This window comes from Streptacidiphilus sp. P02-A3a, from assembly GCF_014084105.1.
Lineage (GTDB): Bacteria > Actinomycetota > Actinomycetes > Streptomycetales > Streptomycetaceae > Streptacidiphilus.
Map to the genome: position 1 here is coordinate 8,040,927 of NZ_CP048289.1, position 15,781 is coordinate 8,056,707.

General features: G+C 73.6%; 12 protein-coding genes and 1 pseudogene. 9 read left to right on the forward strand and 4 right to left on the reverse strand.

Features of this window, described 5'->3' with window-relative positions:
* Positions 1-148: 148 nt before the first annotated feature.
* Positions 149-970 carry a DUF2127 domain-containing protein gene (locus tag GXP74_RS33810; RefSeq protein WP_182455057.1) on the forward strand — a complete coding sequence of 274 codons (822 nt, stop codon included), beginning with the start codon at positions 149-151 and terminating at the stop codon, positions 968-970.
* Positions 971-1,091: 121 nt separating this feature from the next.
* Complete coding sequence (locus GXP74_RS33815) at positions 1,092-1,616, forward strand: MarR family winged helix-turn-helix transcriptional regulator (RefSeq protein ID WP_182455058.1); 525 nt, start codon at positions 1,092-1,094, stop codon at positions 1,614-1,616.
* A gap of 13 nt (positions 1,617-1,629) precedes the next feature.
* On the opposite strand, the gene meaB is transcribed toward GXP74_RS33815, so the two are convergent.
* Together meaB and GXP74_RS33825 are read right to left on the reverse strand one after the other, a co-directional pair.
* On the reverse strand, positions 1,630-2,595 hold the full coding sequence (gene meaB / locus GXP74_RS33820; RefSeq protein WP_182455059.1) for a methylmalonyl Co-A mutase-associated GTPase MeaB: 966 nt from the start codon (positions 2,593-2,595) through the stop codon (positions 1,630-1,632).
* Positions 2,596-2,711: 116 nt separating this feature from the next.
* Positions 2,712-3,914, reverse strand: coding sequence for an acetyl-CoA C-acetyltransferase (locus GXP74_RS33825; protein ID WP_182455060.1), 1,203 nt, complete (start codon positions 3,912-3,914; stop codon positions 2,712-2,714).
* Positions 3,915-4,122: 208 nt separating this feature from the next.
* Here GXP74_RS33825 and mce point away from each other — a divergent pair, with 208 nt between their 5' ends.
* From mce to GXP74_RS33840, 3 genes are all read left to right on the forward strand, one after another.
* Complete coding sequence (gene mce / locus GXP74_RS33830; RefSeq protein WP_182455061.1) at positions 4,123-4,560, forward strand: methylmalonyl-CoA epimerase; 438 nt, start codon at positions 4,123-4,125, stop codon at positions 4,558-4,560.
* 397 nt (positions 4,561-4,957) lie between these two features.
* Positions 4,958-9,511, forward strand: a complete 4,554-nt coding sequence (locus GXP74_RS33835; RefSeq protein ID WP_182455062.1) for a hypothetical protein — start codon at positions 4,958-4,960, stop codon at positions 9,509-9,511.
* A 112-nt stretch (positions 9,512-9,623) separates the two neighbouring features.
* Complete coding sequence (locus GXP74_RS33840) at positions 9,624-10,556, forward strand: cellulose-binding protein (RefSeq protein ID WP_182455063.1); 933 nt, start codon at positions 9,624-9,626, stop codon at positions 10,554-10,556.
* A 154-nt stretch (positions 10,557-10,710) separates the two neighbouring features.
* Here GXP74_RS33840 and GXP74_RS33845 read toward each other — a convergent pair whose 3' ends face one another.
* A complete protein-coding gene (locus GXP74_RS33845; RefSeq protein ID WP_182455064.1) occupies positions 10,711-11,520 on the reverse strand; it encodes an alpha/beta fold hydrolase in 810 nt (269 codons plus the stop codon).
* Positions 11,521-11,617: 97 nt separating this feature from the next.
* Between GXP74_RS33845 and GXP74_RS33850 the strand changes: the two genes are divergently transcribed.
* The 4 genes and pseudogenes from GXP74_RS33850 (at position 11,618) to GXP74_RS33865 (ending at position 15,275) form a co-directional block, all read left to right on the forward strand.
* A complete protein-coding gene (locus GXP74_RS33850) occupies positions 11,618-12,619 on the forward strand; it encodes an ABC transporter ATP-binding protein (RefSeq protein WP_182455065.1) in 1,002 nt (333 codons plus the stop codon).
* A 1-nt stretch (position 12,620) separates the two neighbouring features.
* Positions 12,621-13,388, forward strand: coding sequence for an ABC transporter permease (locus GXP74_RS33855; protein WP_182455066.1), 768 nt, complete (start codon positions 12,621-12,623; stop codon positions 13,386-13,388).
* A 139-nt stretch (positions 13,389-13,527) separates the two neighbouring features.
* Positions 13,528-14,463, forward strand: a pseudogene (locus GXP74_RS33860) (ABC transporter ATP-binding protein); the annotation flags it as partial.
* Between the two features lie 23 nt (positions 14,464-14,486).
* Positions 14,487-15,275, forward strand: a complete 789-nt coding sequence (locus GXP74_RS33865) for an ABC transporter permease subunit (RefSeq protein ID WP_225448381.1) — start codon at positions 14,487-14,489, stop codon at positions 15,273-15,275.
* Positions 15,276-15,315: 40 nt separating this feature from the next.
* Here the strand turns inward: GXP74_RS33865 and GXP74_RS33870 are convergent, their stop codons facing one another.
* The gene (locus GXP74_RS33870; protein ID WP_182455068.1) at positions 15,316-15,657 is read right to left on the reverse strand and encodes an ATP/GTP-binding protein; all 342 of its coding nucleotides are present in this window, start codon (positions 15,655-15,657) and stop codon (positions 15,316-15,318) included.
* Between the last annotated feature and the right edge of the window lie 124 nt (positions 15,658-15,781).

Here is a 15,781-nt window from a genome sequence, read left to right on the forward strand (position 1 = left end):
TTGTTCTTCACGGGGGTCTCCTCGGGCACGGCGGCGAACGTCCTCCAGTATCACCGACCCCCGCCGCCGCATCGGCGACGGGGCGGCGGAGGCCCGGCGGCTATTCTCAGCTTTCACAACCGATTCCCAACGACGGGGGGCCACCGCGATGAAACGGGACTGGGACCGGCGAACCTGCGCGCGCCGCGGGCACGTCACCTACGCGCCGACCGAACCCTGGCTGAACGAGCGGCTGCGGACCCGGACCGCGCTCGGCGAGGCCTGGCGCTGCCTGCGCTGCGGCGACTTCACCCTGGGCGAGCCGCACGGCACCGGGAAGGCCGAGGACGCGCCGCTGGTGCCCCGCGGCAAGGCGCTGCGGGACCGTTTCATCCTGCGGCTGCTGGCCGTGGAGCGGCTGGTGCGCGGCGCGCTGATAGTCCTGATCGCGTACGCGGTCTGGCGGTTCAGCAACAGCCAGACCGCCGTGCAGCAGCTGTTCAACAAGGATCTGACGCTGCTGCGGCCGATAGCCGTGCACTTCCACTACGACCTGGACCACTCGCCGATCGTCGGGACGATCCAGAAGACGTTCAGCTACCACCGGTCCACGCTGGTGGCCACCGCCGCGGCGCTGCTCGCCTACGCGCTGATCGAGATCGTCGAGGCCTTCGGCCTGTGGGCGGCCAAGCGCTGGGCGGAGTACCTGACGGTGGTCGCCACGGCGGCGTTCCTGCCGCTGGAGGTTTACGAGCTCACCGAGAAGGTGAGTTACCTGAAGGTGGGGACGCTGCTGCTGAACCTGTTGGCGGTGCTCTACATCCTGCTCGCCAAGCGGCTGTTCGGACTGCGCGGGGGCGCGGCGGCGTTCGAGGCGGAGCGGCACGGCGCCTCCCTGCTGGAGGTGGAGACCTCGGCGGGCGCGCTCACCACGGACGGCGCGGAACTCCCGGCGGCACGCGGCGAGTCGGTCGGTCGCGGCGGGTCCTGAGCGGGCGTCCACTCGGTGGGGCCACTCGATCGGGTGGCCCCGGGAACGGCGGGCCCCAGCGACGACCGTCCGCCATCCGGAATGTTGTCCAATATTCAACTTCTACGGGTACAATGGGCGCATGGACACTACAACTGCCGCCCTCCCCGCCGAGGTCGCCTCCGGCGAGGACCCGACCGGCGCGGACTCTCCCTGGCTGACCGCCGAGGAACAGCGGCTCTGGCGTGCCCATCTGGAGGTCAGTCGGCTGCTCATGTACCAGCTGGAGCGCGAGCTCCAGGTGTACGGCCTGGCCACCAACGACTACACGATCCTGGTCGAGCTCTCCGAGGCGCCGCTGCGCCGGATGCGGATGACCGACCTGGCCACGGCCACGCTCCAGTCCAAGAGCAGGCTGTCGCACCAGATCACCCGGATGGAGACGGCCGGACTGGTCGTCCGCGAGGGCTGCCCGGGCGACCGGCGCGGGCTCTACGCGGTGCTGACCGAACAGGGCTGGGAGATGATGCGCAGGCTCGCGCCCACCCATGTCCGCAGCGTCCGCGAGCACTTCATCGACCGGCTGGACCCGGACCAGATCGCCGCCATGTACGAGGCGCTGGCCCCGATCGCCACGCACCTGCGGGAGCTGCGCGGCCGGGCCTGAGGCGCCCCCGCGGTCAGCCCCCGGCGGCGGTGGTGACCCCGGCCACCAGCTCGTCCGCCGCCGCGTACGGGTCGAGCCGACCGGCCGCGACCCTGCCCGCCAGGGCGTCCAGCCGCCGGTCGCCGCGCAGGTCGCCGAAGCGCTGCCGGAGCGCGGTGACCGCGATCGTCTCCACCTCCTGCGCCGCCCGGCGCCGCCGCCGCAGCGCCAGCTCACCGTGCTCGTCCATCCACAGCCGGTGCTTCTCCAGCGCCTCGACCAGTTCGTCGACGCCCTCGCCGCGCGCGGCCACGGTCTTCACGATCGGCGGACGCCAGTCCCCCGCCGACCGGGCCTCGCCGAGGCCGAGCATGTGGTTGAGCTCACGGGCGGTGGCGTCCGCGCCGTCCCGGTCGGCCTTGTTGACCACGTAGACGTCGCCGATCTCCAGGATGCCCGCCTTGGCGGCCTGGATGCCGTCGCCCATGCCCGGCGCCAGCAGCACCACCGTCGTGTCGGCCTGCGCCGCGATCTCCACCTCGGACTGGCCCACGCCGACGGTCTCCACCAGCACCACCTCGCACCCGGCCGCGTCCAGCACCCGGATCGCCTGCGGGGCGGACCAGGCCAGACCGCCCAGGTGGCCGCGGGTGGCCATGGACCGGATGAAGACCTCCGGGTCGGTCGCGTGCTCCTGCATCCGGACCCGGTCGCCGAGCAGCGCGCCGCCGGAGAACGGCGAGGAGGGGTCCACCGCGAGCACCCCGACCCGTCGGCCGAGCTTGCGGTAGGCGCTGACCAGGGCCGAGGTGGAGGTGGACTTGCCGACACCGGGCGAACCGGTCAGGCCGACCACGTAGGCGTTGCCGGTCAGCGGGGCGAGCGCGGCCATCACCTCCCGCAGCTGCGGGGAGGCGCCCTCGACCAGTGAGATCAGCCGCGCCACCGCGCGCGGGCGACCGGCCCGGGCCTGCTCGACCAGCGTGGCGACGTCTGACATCAGCGGGACTCTCCCGGAGCGGTAGTGGGGAAGCGGTAGTGGGGAAACGGAACACGGCCGACGCCGGTGGCGCGGGGCTCGACCCCGCGCCACCGGCCCGGCCGGAGCACGAACGGCTACGGCACCCGGACGATCAGGGCGTCGCCCTGCCCGCCGCCGCCGCACAGCGCCGCCGCACCGGTGCCGCCGCCGCGGCGCTTGAGCTCCAGCGCCAGGGTCAGCACCAGCCGCGCGCCGGACATGCCGATCGGGTGGCCGAGCGCGATCGCGCCGCCGTTGACGTTGACCTTCTCCAGCGGGATGCCCAGGTCCTTGACCGACTGCGCGGCGACGGCCGCGAAGGCCTCGTTGATCTCGACCAGGTCGAGGTCGTCGACGCCGATCCCCTCCTTGTCCAGCGCGTGCTTGATCGCGTTGGACGGCTGCGAGTGGAGCGTGTTGTCCGGACCGGCGACGTTGCCGTGCGCGCCGATCTCGGCGATCCACTCCAGGCCCAGCTCCTCGGCCTTGGCCCTGCTCATCACCACCACCGCGGCGGCCCCGTCGGAGATCTGCGAGGAGGTCCCGGCGGTGATCGTGCCGTCCTTGTTGAACGCCGGGCGCAGCCGGGCCAGGATCTCGACCGTGGTGTCGCCGCGGATCCCCTCGTCCTCGCTGACCAGCACCGGGTCGCCCTTGCGCTGCGGGATCGACACCGGCGTGATCTCGGCCTCGAAGGCGCCGTTCTTCTGCGCGGCGGCGGCCAGCTGGTGCGAGCGGGCGGCGAGCGCGTCCTGCTCCTCGCGGCTGATGCCGAGCCGGGTGTTGTGGGTGTCGGTCGACTCCCCCATCGGGATGTGCTCGAAGGCGTCGGTCAGGCCGTCGTGGGCCATCGAGTCGAGCAGCTCCACCGCGCCGTACTTGTAGCCCTCACGGGACTTGGGCAGCAGGTGCGGCGCGTTGGTCATCGACTCCTGGCCGCCGGCCACGATCACGTCGAACTCGCCCGCCCGGATCAGCTGGTCGGCGAGCGCGATGGCGTCCAGGCCCGAGAGGCAGACCTTGTTGACGGTGAGCGCCGGGACGTTCATCGGGATCCCGGCCTTGACGGCGGCCTGGCGGGCGGGGATCTGACCCGCTCCGGCCTGCAGCACCTGACCCATGATCACGTACTGGACCTGCTCGCCGGTGATCCCGGCCCGCTCCATTGCGGCCTTGATGGCGACACCGCCGAGGTCCGAGCCGCTGAGGCCCTTGAGGGAGCCCAGCAGGCGCCCCATCGGGGTGCGGGCACCGGCGACGATCACGGAGGTGGTGGCGTTGTCTGCGCTTCTGCTCATGGTGGTCGAGCCCCTTTGCTGCGACGGTCCTGGGCGCTGCGCTGCCACGGTCACCGCGGTCCAGGGAGAGGGTTTTCGCTCAATGTACCCACGCGTAACGTGCTCGTCACGGGCCGAAGGGTGTGATCACGGGCACGGTGGGAACAGGTTCCCCCGGACCGTCGCGCTGCGGTGCACTGGTGTGCCACGCCCTGAAGGAGAGACTTCCATGCTCACACGTATCGACCATATCGGGATCGCCTGCTTCGATCTGGATCGCACCGTCGAGTTCTACCGTGCCACCTACGGGTTCGAGGTGTTCCACACCGAGGTGAACGAGGAGCAGGGCGTCCGCGAGGCGATGCTGAAGATCAACGACACCGGCGACGGCGGTGCCTCGTACCTCCAGCTGCTGGAGTCCGTGCGGGAGGACTCCGCGGTCGGCAAGTGGCTGGCGAAGAACGGCGAGGGCGTGCACCACATCGCCTTCGGCACCGCCGACGTCGACACCGACTCGGAGGAGATCCGCGACAAGGGCATCCGGGTGCTCTACGAGCAGCCCCGGATCGGCTCCATGGGGTCCAGGATCACCTTCCTGCACCCCAAGGACTGCGGCGGGGTGCTCACCGAGCTGGTGACCGCGGCCGACCCCGGAGCGCACGAGTAGCACCGCCGGACGGGTACTTCGGCCCCGGGCACGCCGCCCCGGTCGTCACCGAACGAACCCGCCGGTAACCTGAGGCAACAGCCGTACCCCCCTGCACATCGGCCCCATGACGTGAGAAAATGCCCCAGTGCCGCGGTCCCGTGGCCGTCGGCGCTGCCAGGTGGCGGCTGCTCGACGGGACAGGACGCGCTAGCGTGCCGTTGTCAGAGCGGGCGCGGCCAGGGGCACCTCGTCCACGGGCCGGGGGAAGGCGGGGGCGGCGTCGGGTTTCGCCGTGATCTGTCACCATTGACCGCAGAGCACGAGTTCATCATGGAGCTCACTCGAACGGCGGAACGGGTGTCACCCGTTCCGTACGTGAGTGGCGACCCGACCAGGAGACGGATGGGACCGCGGCGTGCGGGGCTACGACGGCTACGAGGTTGACGATCACCTCTCCAAGTTCGAGGCCGAGATGGATCGGCTGCGAACGGAGCGGGAGAAGGCCGTCACGCATGCCGAAGACCTCGCCTACCAGGTAGAGGTCCTGCGGGCGAAGCTGCACGAGGCGCGGCGTCAGCTCGCCCAGCCGCGCGCCTTCGACTCCGTCGCCGGGCAGGCCGAACAGATCCTCCGCAACGCCGAGATGCAGGCCGAGCAGCTCCGCGCGGACGCCGAGCGGATGCGTCTGGAAGCCCAGAACATCACCCAGCGGGTGATGCAGGAGGCCGCCGAGCGCAGCGCCCGGCTCCAGGCCGAGTGGCAGGCCGAGGCCGACAACCGGCGTCGCCACCTGGAGGCCGAGCTCGCCGAGCTGCGCCGCAACGCCGAACGCCACGTCAACGAGAACGTCTCCTGGGCCGAGCAGGCCCGGGTCGGCACCGAGGAGCAGGCCCGCCGGGTCCTGGACGAGTCCCGGGCCGAGGCCGAGCGGGTGCTCGCGGTCGCCAGGGCCGAGGCCATGGCCGTCTCCGAGCAGGCCACCTCGCAGGTCGCGGCGGACGTCGAGTCCACCCGGGCCGAGGCCGACCAGGTCCTCCAGCGGGCCCGGACCGAGGCCGAGCGGCTGCTGACGGCCGCCGCCGCGCAGGCCCAGGCCGCCGACGAGCGCGCCGAGCGGGTGAAGCGCACCGCCCACAGCGAGGCCGGGGAGCAGCTCCAGCAGGCCCGGAGCGAGATCGACGAGCTGCGCCGCACCGCCGAGGAGTCCCGGGCCGCGGCCGAGCGGGAACGCGCCGAGCTGGCCGCCGCCGCCGAGCGCTACCGCCGCGAGTCGGAGGAGCTGCGCGCCGCCGCCGAGCAGGCCGCCGAGGAGCTGCGGGCGGACTCCGAGGCCGCCGCCACCAAGCGGCTGTCCGACGCCGAGGCGGCGGGCGACCAGCGCGCGGCCACGGCCCGGGCCGAGGTGGCCCGGATGGTCGCCGCCGCCACCAAGGAGGCCGAGCAGCTGCGGGCCGAGGCCCAGCAGCTGCTGGAGGAGGCCGAGGCCCAGGTCGAGCAGCTGCGCGCGGAGGCCGTCGAGGCGGGCCGGACCGAGGGCGCGGCCAACGCCACGGTGCACCTGGCGAAGGCCGCCCGCACCGCCGAGGACGTCATCGGCCGGGCCACCGAGGAGGCCGGGCAGCTGCGCGCCGCCGCCGCCGAGGAGGCGGAGCGGGTCCGCGCCGAGGCCAGGGCCGAGGTCGAGCGGCTGCGGGCGGAGAGCCGGGCGGCGGCCGAGCGGGCCCAGGGCAGCGCCCTGGACGAGATCCAGGCGCACCAGGACGAGGCCGCGCGGCTGCGGGCCGAGGCCGAGGAGCACCGCGCCGAGGCCGCCACCGAGGCCGAGCGGATCCGCGCGGACGCGCGCCGCCAGGCCATAACGCAGATCGAGGAGGCCGCCCGGACCGCCGAGGAACTGCTGATCCGGGCCAAGGCCGACGCGGACGAGCTGCGCGGCGGTGCCGCCGTGGAGCTGGCGAAGCTGCGTGAGCGGACCAACGAGCAGGCCGCCGAGGTGCAGAACCGGGCCGAGGCGGTCCTGGCCCGGGCCCGGGCCGAGGCCGAGCGGCTGCGCGGCGAGGCGGAGACCGAACTGGCCGAGGCCAGGCAGCGGCAGGCCGAGGCGGAGACCGAGCACCGCGAGCGGATCGCCGAGAACGAGCGGGCCACCGCCGAGGCGGCCGAGCAGGCGGCGGCGGAGCTGTTGGCGCTGGCCGAGAACGAGACCGCGGAGCTGCGGGCGCGGGCCGCCCAGGAACGCGACGAGGTGCTGCGGGCGGCCGAGCAGCTGGCGGCGACCCGGGTCGAGGAGGCGTCGGCGGCCGCCGCGCAGCTCCAGGAGCAGGCCCGCGAGCAGCACGCCCGGGCGGTCGCCGAGGCCGAGCGGCTGGAGGAGGAGTCCCGGCAGGCGTACGCCGGGGCCGCCGAGGAGCTGGAGCGGCACCGGGCCCAGGCGGAGCGCGACGAGGCCGCCGCCGCCGAGGCCAGGAGCACGGCCGAGGCCCACGCGGCGGAGCTGCGGGAGCAGGTCGCGGCCGAGGTCTCCGCCCTGCGCGCGGACACCACCGACGAGTTGGAGCGGCTGCGGGCCGAGACCCAGGCGCAGGCCGCCGAGCGGATCGCCGAACTCGACCGACGGCAGCGCCAGGCCGAACAGGAGCACGCCGAACTCCTCGCCGCCGCCCAGGACGAAGCCACCCGGCTGCGCGCCGAGGCCGCCACCGAGACCGAGGCACTGCGCGCCGACACCGAACAGGCCGCCGCCCAACTCCGCGCCGACACCGAAGCCCAGGCCGCCGAACACCTCGCCGAACTCGACCGACGGCAGCGCCAGGCCGAACAGGAGCACGCCGAACTCCTCGCCGCCGCCCAGGACCAGGCCACCCGGCTGCGCACCGAGGCCGAGCAGGCGGCCGGTCGGCTCCAGGCCGAGACCCAGGCCGAGGCGGTTCGGCTGCGGACCGAGGCGGAGGCCGACGCGGCCCGGGTCCGGGCCGGGAGCGAGGCGGACGCCGCCGAGCGGATCGCCGAGCTGGAGCGGCAGCGGGTGCTGGACGAGGCCGCCGCCGAGGCCGAGCTCGCCGAGGCCCAGCGGCTGCGCGGCGACGCCGCCGAGGAGCTGCGGACCGCCCAGGCCGAGGCTCGGACCATCGCCGAGAGCGCCGAGCGTGAGGCGCGCCAGGTACGCGAGTTGGCGACCACCGAGGCCGCCCGGGTGCGGGCCGAGGCGGAGGCGTCCGCGATCAGCTCGATCGCGGCGGCCGAGGACGAGGCGGCGGAGGTCCGCCAGTCCGTCGCCGGGATGCACGAAGCCGCCGAGGCGCAGACCACCCAGCTGCGGGCGGACGCCGAGCGCGACGCGGCGCAGATCCGGGCCAAGGCCGAGGAGCACGCGGCGCAGGTCCGCGACAGTGTCGCCACCGAGGCCGGGCAGGTCCGGGATCTGGCCACGACCGAGGCCGCGCGGCTGCGGGCCGAGGCCGAGCGCACGCTGGCCGAGGCCGAGGCCGAGGCGGCGTCGGTGCGGGCGGCCGCCACCGCCGCGGCCGAGGCGCTGCGCTCCGAGACCGAGCAGGGCGCCCAGGCGCTGACCGCGCAGGCCCAGGCGGTCCGCGCGGCGGCGGGCGAGGACGCGCGGCGGGTCGCCGCCGAGGCCGCCGCCGCCGCCGAGGCGCTGCGGGCGGAGACCGAGCGGGCCGCGGCGCGGCTGCGGGCGGAGACCCAGGCCGCGGCCGGGGCGCTGCTGGCCGAGGCCGAGGCGGACGCCGGGCAGCTGCGGGCGCGGGCCCAGGCGGTGCGCACCGCGGCGGGCGAGGACGCCGAGCGGATCGCCGCCGAGGCGAACACCGCCGCCGACGCGCTGCGGGCCGAGGCGGAGACCGAGGCCGCACGGCTGCGCAAGGAGGCCGGGGCGGTCCGGATCGCCGCCGCCGAGCTGGCCGAGCAGATCACCACCGAGGCAGAGACCGCCGCGCTGGCGACCACCGCCGCCGCCGAGGAGCAGGCCGACGCGATGGTGTCGGCGGCCCGCAAGGAGGCCGAGCGGCTGGTCACCGAGGGCGCGGCGGAGGGCGCGGCGCTGGTCGAGCAGGCCCGCAAGGACGCCGACGTGATGCTGGTGGAGGCCCGCCGGGACTCCACCGCGATCCGCGAGCGCGCCGAGGAGCTGCGGGACCGCACCGAGGCGGAGACCACGGCGCTGCACGAGCGGGCCCGCAAGGAGTCCGCGGAGGCGATGAAGGCCGCCGGGGAGCGGGTCGACAAGCTGGTGTCGGCCGCGACCGAGCAGGTCGACGACGTCCGGCGGGAGGCCGCGCTGGCCCTGGGCGAGGCCCAGGAGCGCGCGGCCCGACTGGTCGCCGACGCCGAGGAGAAGGCCGGCGACCTGCTCGCCAAGGCCGAACAGGAGGCTGCGCAGACGCAGTCGGATGCTTCGACGGAGGCGAGCCGGGTCCGGATCGCCGCCGTGCGGAAGGCGGAAGGGCTGCTCAAGGAGGCCGAGCAGAAGCTCGCCGACCACACCGCCAAGGGGACGGCCCTGCGGGCCGCGGCGGAGGAGCAGTTGAAAACCGCGAAGGAGGAGGCGGAGCAGCTGCGCGCGGCGTCCGCCGAAGCGGCGGAGCGGATCCGCAGGGAGGCCGTCCAGGCCGCCGAGGCCGAGCTGACCCGGGCCCGTGAGGAAGCCGAGCAGCTCACCGACGAGGCCCTGAACGAGGCTCAGCGGATCACCGAGGAGGGACGTCGTGACCTCGACGAACTCGTCAACCGCCGCAAGGACATCAACACCGAGATCGCCCGGGTGCAGGACGTGCTGCAAGCGCTGGAGTCCTTCGAGGCTCCGTCAGGCAGCTCCTCGGGCAAGAACAGCGGGGCCAACGGGGGCACCGGAGGCAACCGCCCAGGCGGCGGTCGGGGCAGCGCCCCGGCGGGCGTCGGCGCGGGGTCCACTCGTGCGGGTGGCAAACGCAGTGACACCGCACCACCCGATTGAGCGGTCATTCTCCACTCATCATCGCCTTTCGGCCGATGACACTCCGAATCCGTGCCAGGATTCGCCCTATCACCTCTAAACCTCACCGGGCATACGACAGGAACCGAACCCCATGAGCGATCCACACTCTCCGCACGGCTTCGACACCGTGCGCCGTGGGTACGAGCGTGCTCAGGTCGACGAGCGCATCAGCAAGCTGATCGCAGACCGGGACAGCGCCCTCGCCCGCATCACCGCCCTTGAGAAGCGGATCGAGGAGCTCCACCTCGAAACCCAGAACGCGCAGGCCCAGGTCACCGACGCGGAGCCCTCGTACGCCGGGCTCGGTGCCCGGGTCGAGAAGATCCTGCGCCTGGCCGAGGAAGAGGCCAAGGACCTTCGCGAGGAGGCCCGTCGGGCCGCCGAGCAGCACCGCGAGCTGGCCGAGGCCGCCGCCCAGCAGGTCCGCAGCGAGGCCGAGTCCTACGCGAAGGACCGCAAGGCCAAGGCCGAGGACGAGGGCCAGCTCATCGTCGAGAAGGCGAAGAGCGACTCCACCCAGCTGCGGGCCGAGGCGACCAAGGACGCCCAGACCAAGCGCGAGGAGGCGGACGCCCTCTTCGAGGAGACCCGCACCAAGGCCTCGCAGGCCGCGCACGACTTCGAGACCAACCTGGCGAAGCGCCGCGAGCAGTCCGAGCGCGACCTGGCGGCCCGTCAGGCCAAGGCCGAGAAGCGCCTCGCGGAGATCGAGCACCGCGCCGAGCAGCTGCGCCTTGAGGCCGAGAAGCTGCGGACCGACGCCGAGCGTCGCGCCCGCCAGACGGTCGAGACCGCGCAGCGCCAGTCCGAGGACATCGTCGCGGACGCCAACGCCAAGGCCGACCGGATCCGCAGCGAGTCCGAGCGCGAGCTGGCCGCCCTGACGAACCGTCGGGACAGCATCAACGCGCAGCTGACCAACGTCCGCGAGATGCTGGCCACGCTGACCGGCGCGGCCGTCGCGGCCGCCTCGCTGCCGGACGACGACATCACCCGCGGCGTGCCCGCGCAGCAGTCGCGCTGACGCTCGGTCCTGTCGCGGGCCCCTGACTGAGGGGCACGGCTCGCGGACCCTGCCCGGTGCATCCGCCGCAGGCCCCGTTCCCCGCCCGCCAGGGCGCGGGGCCGGGGCCTTCGGCATGCCTCCACCTCGGTGGGCGGCCCGGTGGGCGGCCCGGCTAGCCGGCCACCCGGTCCAGCAGTCGGCGCACGGCCGCGTTGAAGGCGGCCGGGGCCTCCATCGCCGAGAGGTGGCCGACGCCGGGCAGCACGGTCAGCTCCGCGTGCGGCAGCGCCGCCGCCATCGCCCGGGCCTCGGCGACCGGGGTGATCAGGTCCTCGTCGCCGACCAGGACCAGCGCCGGGACCTCCACCCCGGCCAGTACCGGCAGGCTGTCGCCGCGCGCCGCCATCGCCCGCTGCATCCAGGCGACGGACTGCGGCGCGGCCTGCTCCATCAGTCCCCGCACCCGGTCCACCAGCCGCGGCTCGCGCGCGGCGCTGCTCGCGCCCAGCAGCGGCGACGGCAGTTGCTCGTCCACCAGCAGCCGGACGCTGTCCCTGGCCAGGACCGCCCGGGCGATCCGCTCGCGGTTGGCCGCCTGCTGCTCGGTGTCGGCGCCGGCCTTGGTGTCGGCCAGCAGCAGCCCGGCCAGCCGGGCCGGGTGGCGGCGGGCGAAGGCCATCGCCACGTAGCCGCCCAGGGAGAGCCCGCCGACCACGGCGCGGTCGATCCCGGCCCGGTCCAGCAGCAGCGCCAGGTCGTCGGCGAGCGGGTCGAGCGAGGGCCGGTCGGGTCCCAGCGCGGTGCCGCCGAAGCCGCGCAGGTCCACCGCCAGTACCCGGGCGCCGCCGCCGTCGGGTCCGGGCAGCTCGTCCAGCTGGGCCTGCCACATCCTGGCCGACAGCGGGAAGGCGTGCAGCAGCACCAGCGGCGTGCCGGAGCCCGACTCGTGGACGGAGAGGACGGAGAGCTCATCGGTCGTCATGCCGCCAGCCTAGGCACCCGGCTGATGCGTCTGCCGGGCACCGGCGGCTGGATTGACCTACCCTGGCGATTGGGTGTCCGGCTATCAGGGAGCGGCGATGATCGAGGTCCACGAGCTGACGAAACGATACGGCGACACCCTGGCCGTGGACCGGCTGAGCTTCCAGGTGCCGCAGGGGGTGGTCACCGGCTTCCTCGGTCCGAACGGCGCGGGCAAGTCCACCACCATGCGGATGATGCTCGACCTGGACCGCCCCACCGCCGGTTCGGTCTCCATCGACGGCAAGCAGTACAAGGACCTGAAGGAACCCCTCAAGCACATCGGTGCGCTGCTGGAGGCCAAGGCGGTGCACCCGGGCCGCAGCGCCTACAACCACCTGCTGTGGCTGGCGCAGAGCAACCGGATCCCGACCAGCCGGGTGGACGAGGTGCTGGGCGCGGTCGGCCTGCGCGAGGTCGCCAAGCGCCGCAGCGGCGGCTTCTCGCTGGGCATGGGGCAGCGGCTCGGCATCGCCGCCGCGCTGCTCGGCGACCCCAAGGTGCTGATGTTCGACGAGCCGGTGAACGGGCTCGACCCGGAGGGGATCCTGTGGATCCGCAACCTGATGAAGGCGCTGGCGGACCAGGGCCGGACGGTCTTCGTCTCCTCGCACCTGATGAGCGAGATGGCGGTGACCGCCGACCACCTGGTGGTGATCGGGCAGGGACGGCTGCTGGCCAACCTGTCGATGGACGACTTCATCGACCAGAACTCGCACAGCTTCGTCCGGGTCCGCACCCCCGAGCCGGAGACGCTGCTGGACGCGCTGGCCACCGCCGGGCTGACGGCGCGTCCGTCGGCCGACTCGGCGCACGCGGGCGCGTACGAGGTACGGGACGCCGACCCGGCGGTGATCGGCGACCTGGCGCAGGCACGCGGCATCGCGCTGCACGAACTCAGCCCGCAGCGGGCCTCGCTGGAGGAGGCCTTCATGCGGATGACCGCGGACTCGGTGGTGTACCGCACCGGCGGCGACCAGGCGCCGCCGCCGGCGGCCCCCGGTCCGAACCCGGCGCCGTCACCGACCGCCTGGGGCACCGACTGGAAGAAGGAGAACTGAGATGGCGGGCACCGGAGCGGTCCTGCTCTCCGAGTGGACCAAGGTACGCACGGTCAGGTCCACCGTCATCACGCTGCTGATCACCTTCGTGGTGACCGTCGGCCTGGGCGCCGGGATCAGCGCGATCCAGAGCGCCCAGTGGCACTCCATGTCGGCCACCGACCGGGCGACCTTCGACCCGACGTCCACCAGCTTCAGCGGGATCTCGCTCGGCCAGCTGTCGCTGATCGTGTTCGCGGTGCTGGTGGTCGGCAACGAGTACAGCACCGGGATGATCCGGGCCACCCTGGCCGCGGTCCCCCGGCGGCGGACGCTGCTGCTGAGCAAGGCGGCGGTGACGCTGGCGCTGGTGCTGCCGGTGTCCCTGGTGACCAGTTTCACCAGCTTCTTCCTCGGTCAGGCGCTGCTGGGCAGCCACGGCACCTCGATCGGGGCGCCGCACGTGCTGCGGGCGGTGCTGGCGATGGCGGTCTACATGACGCTGCTGGCGCTGATCTCGCTCGGCGTGTCCTTCATGCTGCGCAAGCCGGTGGCGTCGCTGGGGCTGCTGATGCCGTTCTTCTTCCTGATCGCGCCGATCCTGGGGGTCGTCCCCAAGGTGAAGACGGTGGCCCAGTACTTCCCCGACAACGCCGGGCAGCAGATGGTGCGGGTGATCGCGCAGAAGAACCCGCCGTTCGGGCCGCTGGAGGGCTTCTTCGTCGTCCTGGCCTGGACGGCGGCCTGCCTGCTCGGCGGGTACCTGCTGCTGCGCAACCGGGACGCCTGAACCCTCGTCTGACTCTACGACCCGCTCCCCGAGCGCCGGTTGCCCGTTCGCGCAGCACCGGCCGGGCGGGGTACCGGCGTGCTGCCCGCGCATGGTGGGATGACCGGATCACTGGCCCGCGACGAAGGACAGCCCACGTATGATCGAGGCACACGGCCTCACCAAGGTGTTCGGCGAGAAGACCGCCGTCGACGACCTGAGCTTCACCGTCGGACCGGGGCTGGTCACCGGCTTCCTCGGGCCCAACGGCTCCGGCAAGTCCACCACCATGCGGATGGTGCTGGGCCTGGACACCCCCACCAGCGGCACGGTCACCGTGGACGGCCTGCCGTTCCGGCAGCTGCCCAACGCGCCCCGGACGGTCGGCGCGCTGCTGGACGCGAAGGCCGTGCACGGCGGCCGGAGCGCGCACAGCCACCTGCTCTGCCTGGCGCAGCTGGCCGGGCTGCCCAGGCAGCGGGTGGACGAGGTGCTGTCCGTGGTCGGCCTGACCGAGGTCGCGCACCAGCGCACCGGCGGCTTCTCGCTGGGCATGGGCCAGCGCCTGGGGATCGCCGCCGCGCTGCTCGGCGACCCCAAGGTGCTGATGTTCGACGAGCCGGTGAACGGGCTCGACCCGGAGGGCATCCACTGGGTCCGGCAGCTGATGCGCGGACTCGCCGCCGAGGGCCGCACGGTCTTCGTCTCCTCGCACCTGATGAGCGAGATGGCGGTGACCGCCGACCACCTGATCGTGATCGGCCGCGGGCGGCTGCTCGCCGACCTCGGCACCAGGGAGTTCATCGACCGGCACTCGGCCGGCTTCGCGCTGGTCCGCACCGCCGACGGCGGCGCCGGCGAGGGGCACCGCGCGCGGCTGACCGGCGTGCTGCGGAAGGCGGGCGGCGAGGTGACCGCCGAGCCGGACGGCGCGCTGCGGGTCAGCGGCCTCCCGCTGCCCCGGATCAGCGACCTGGCCTGGGAGGAGAAGATCCGCCTGTACGAGCTGTCGCCGCACCAGTCCTCACTGGAGGAGGCCTACATGCGGCTCACCCACTCCTCGGTCGAGTACCGCTCGGCCCAGGACCCGCCCGCACCGGAGTTGGCCGAGGTGGCCGCGTGACGATCGACCTGCTCTCGTCCGGCCCGGTCGAGCCGGAGGTACCCCGCTCCCGGCTGAGCCACGCGCTGGCCTCCGAATGGACCAAGATCCGCTCGGTGCAGTCCACCATGTGGACCCTGGCGGCGATGTTCGCCCTGGTCCTCGGCCTCGGCCTGCTCGGCGACAGCTACGAGTACGGCCGCGTGGACGGCTCCCCGTACCTCGACGACGGCCTGGGCGGCTTCATCGTCGGCCAGATCCCGGTGGTCGCCCTGGGCGTGCTGGTGGTCACCTCGGAGTACGGCACCGGGATGATCCGCACCACGCTGACCGCCTTCCCGCGCCGGGCCTCGCTGCTGGCCGCCAAGGCGCTGGTGTTCTTCTCGCTGGCGCTGGTGCTGGGCACGGTGGCGACCGGGCTCCAGGTGCTGGGCGGGATGGTGATCCTCAGCGGTCAGGGCAGCGACCCGACCAGCGGCCAGATCGTGCTGGCGGTCCTCGGCGGCGGCCTGTACCTGGCGCTGATCGGCCTGTTCGCGCTGTCGGTGGGCGCCCTGCTGCGGCACAGCGCCGGGGCGATCTCGGTGATGCTGGGCCTGCTGCTGCTGCCGTTCATCCTGGCCCTGTTCATGCCCACGGACTGGCACAACCTGCTGCTGACCTACTCGCCGATCAACATGTCGGCCTCGCTGTACGGCGACGGCGCGGGCTCGCTCGGCGGCTGGGGCCTGCTGGGGGTGCTGGCCGTCGCCACCGCCGCGGTCCTCACCGCCGCCTTCACGGCGCTGGGGCGGCGCGACGTCTAGGCGGCGCCCAGCGGCCCGGCGCCCCGCTCGGGCGCGCCCCTCAGTACCGGGGCGCGTTCCGGCCGCGCTGGACGGCCGCGCCCCGGCGCTCCCGGGCGTTCCAGCAGGCGCGGTGCCAGTGCCTGCGGTCGTCCACCCCGCCGACCGAGCCGATGGCCGAGGCGGGCCAGGCCACCAGATGGCCGACGCCGGGCGGGATCTCCTGGTCGCAGCCGGGGCAGCGGTAGAACTTGCCGCTGTCCCCGGCGACCGGGCGCACCAGCCAGTCCTCGCCCCGATAGCTCTCGGTCTGCTCCAGCAGCCAACCCCCGCCGCTGCCGCTCTCGTTCGAACGCGACTTCTCTGGTTCACTCCCTCGGGGGCGGCTTCGGCGCGGTGACACAATTCTCCCTGGGCAGGCGAGGATGCTGGTGCTTCCAGGGTACGAGGTCGAACCAGCAATGACGGTTCATTAGCACAAGTTCTTCTGGCACACCAGGGGTGGACCCCAATTCCACCCCCAATTG

Bases quoted from the DNA above. Each gene is read 5' to 3' on its own strand.
- GXP74_RS33810 (WP_182455057.1), top strand. From the start codon at position 149: ATGAAACGGGACTGGGACCGGCGAACCTGCGCGCGCCGCGGGCACGTC.
- GXP74_RS33815 (WP_182455058.1), top strand. From the start codon at position 1,092: ATGGACACTACAACTGCCGCCCTCCCCGCCGAGGTCGCCTCCGGCGAG.
- meaB (WP_182455059.1), bottom strand. From the start codon at position 2,595: ATGTCAGACGTCGCCACGCTGGTCGAGCAGGCCCGGGCCGGTCGCCCG.
- GXP74_RS33825 (WP_182455060.1), bottom strand. From the start codon at position 3,914: ATGAGCAGAAGCGCAGACAACGCCACCACCTCCGTGATCGTCGCCGGT.
- mce (WP_182455061.1), top strand. From the start codon at position 4,123: ATGCTCACACGTATCGACCATATCGGGATCGCCTGCTTCGATCTGGAT.
- GXP74_RS33840 (WP_182455063.1), top strand. From the start codon at position 9,624: ATGAGCGATCCACACTCTCCGCACGGCTTCGACACCGTGCGCCGTGGG.
- GXP74_RS33845 (WP_182455064.1), bottom strand. From the start codon at position 11,520: ATGACGACCGATGAGCTCTCCGTCCTCTCCGTCCACGAGTCGGGCTCC.
- GXP74_RS33850 (WP_182455065.1), top strand. From the start codon at position 11,618: ATGATCGAGGTCCACGAGCTGACGAAACGATACGGCGACACCCTGGCC.
- GXP74_RS33855 (WP_182455066.1), top strand. From the start codon at position 12,621: ATGGCGGGCACCGGAGCGGTCCTGCTCTCCGAGTGGACCAAGGTACGC.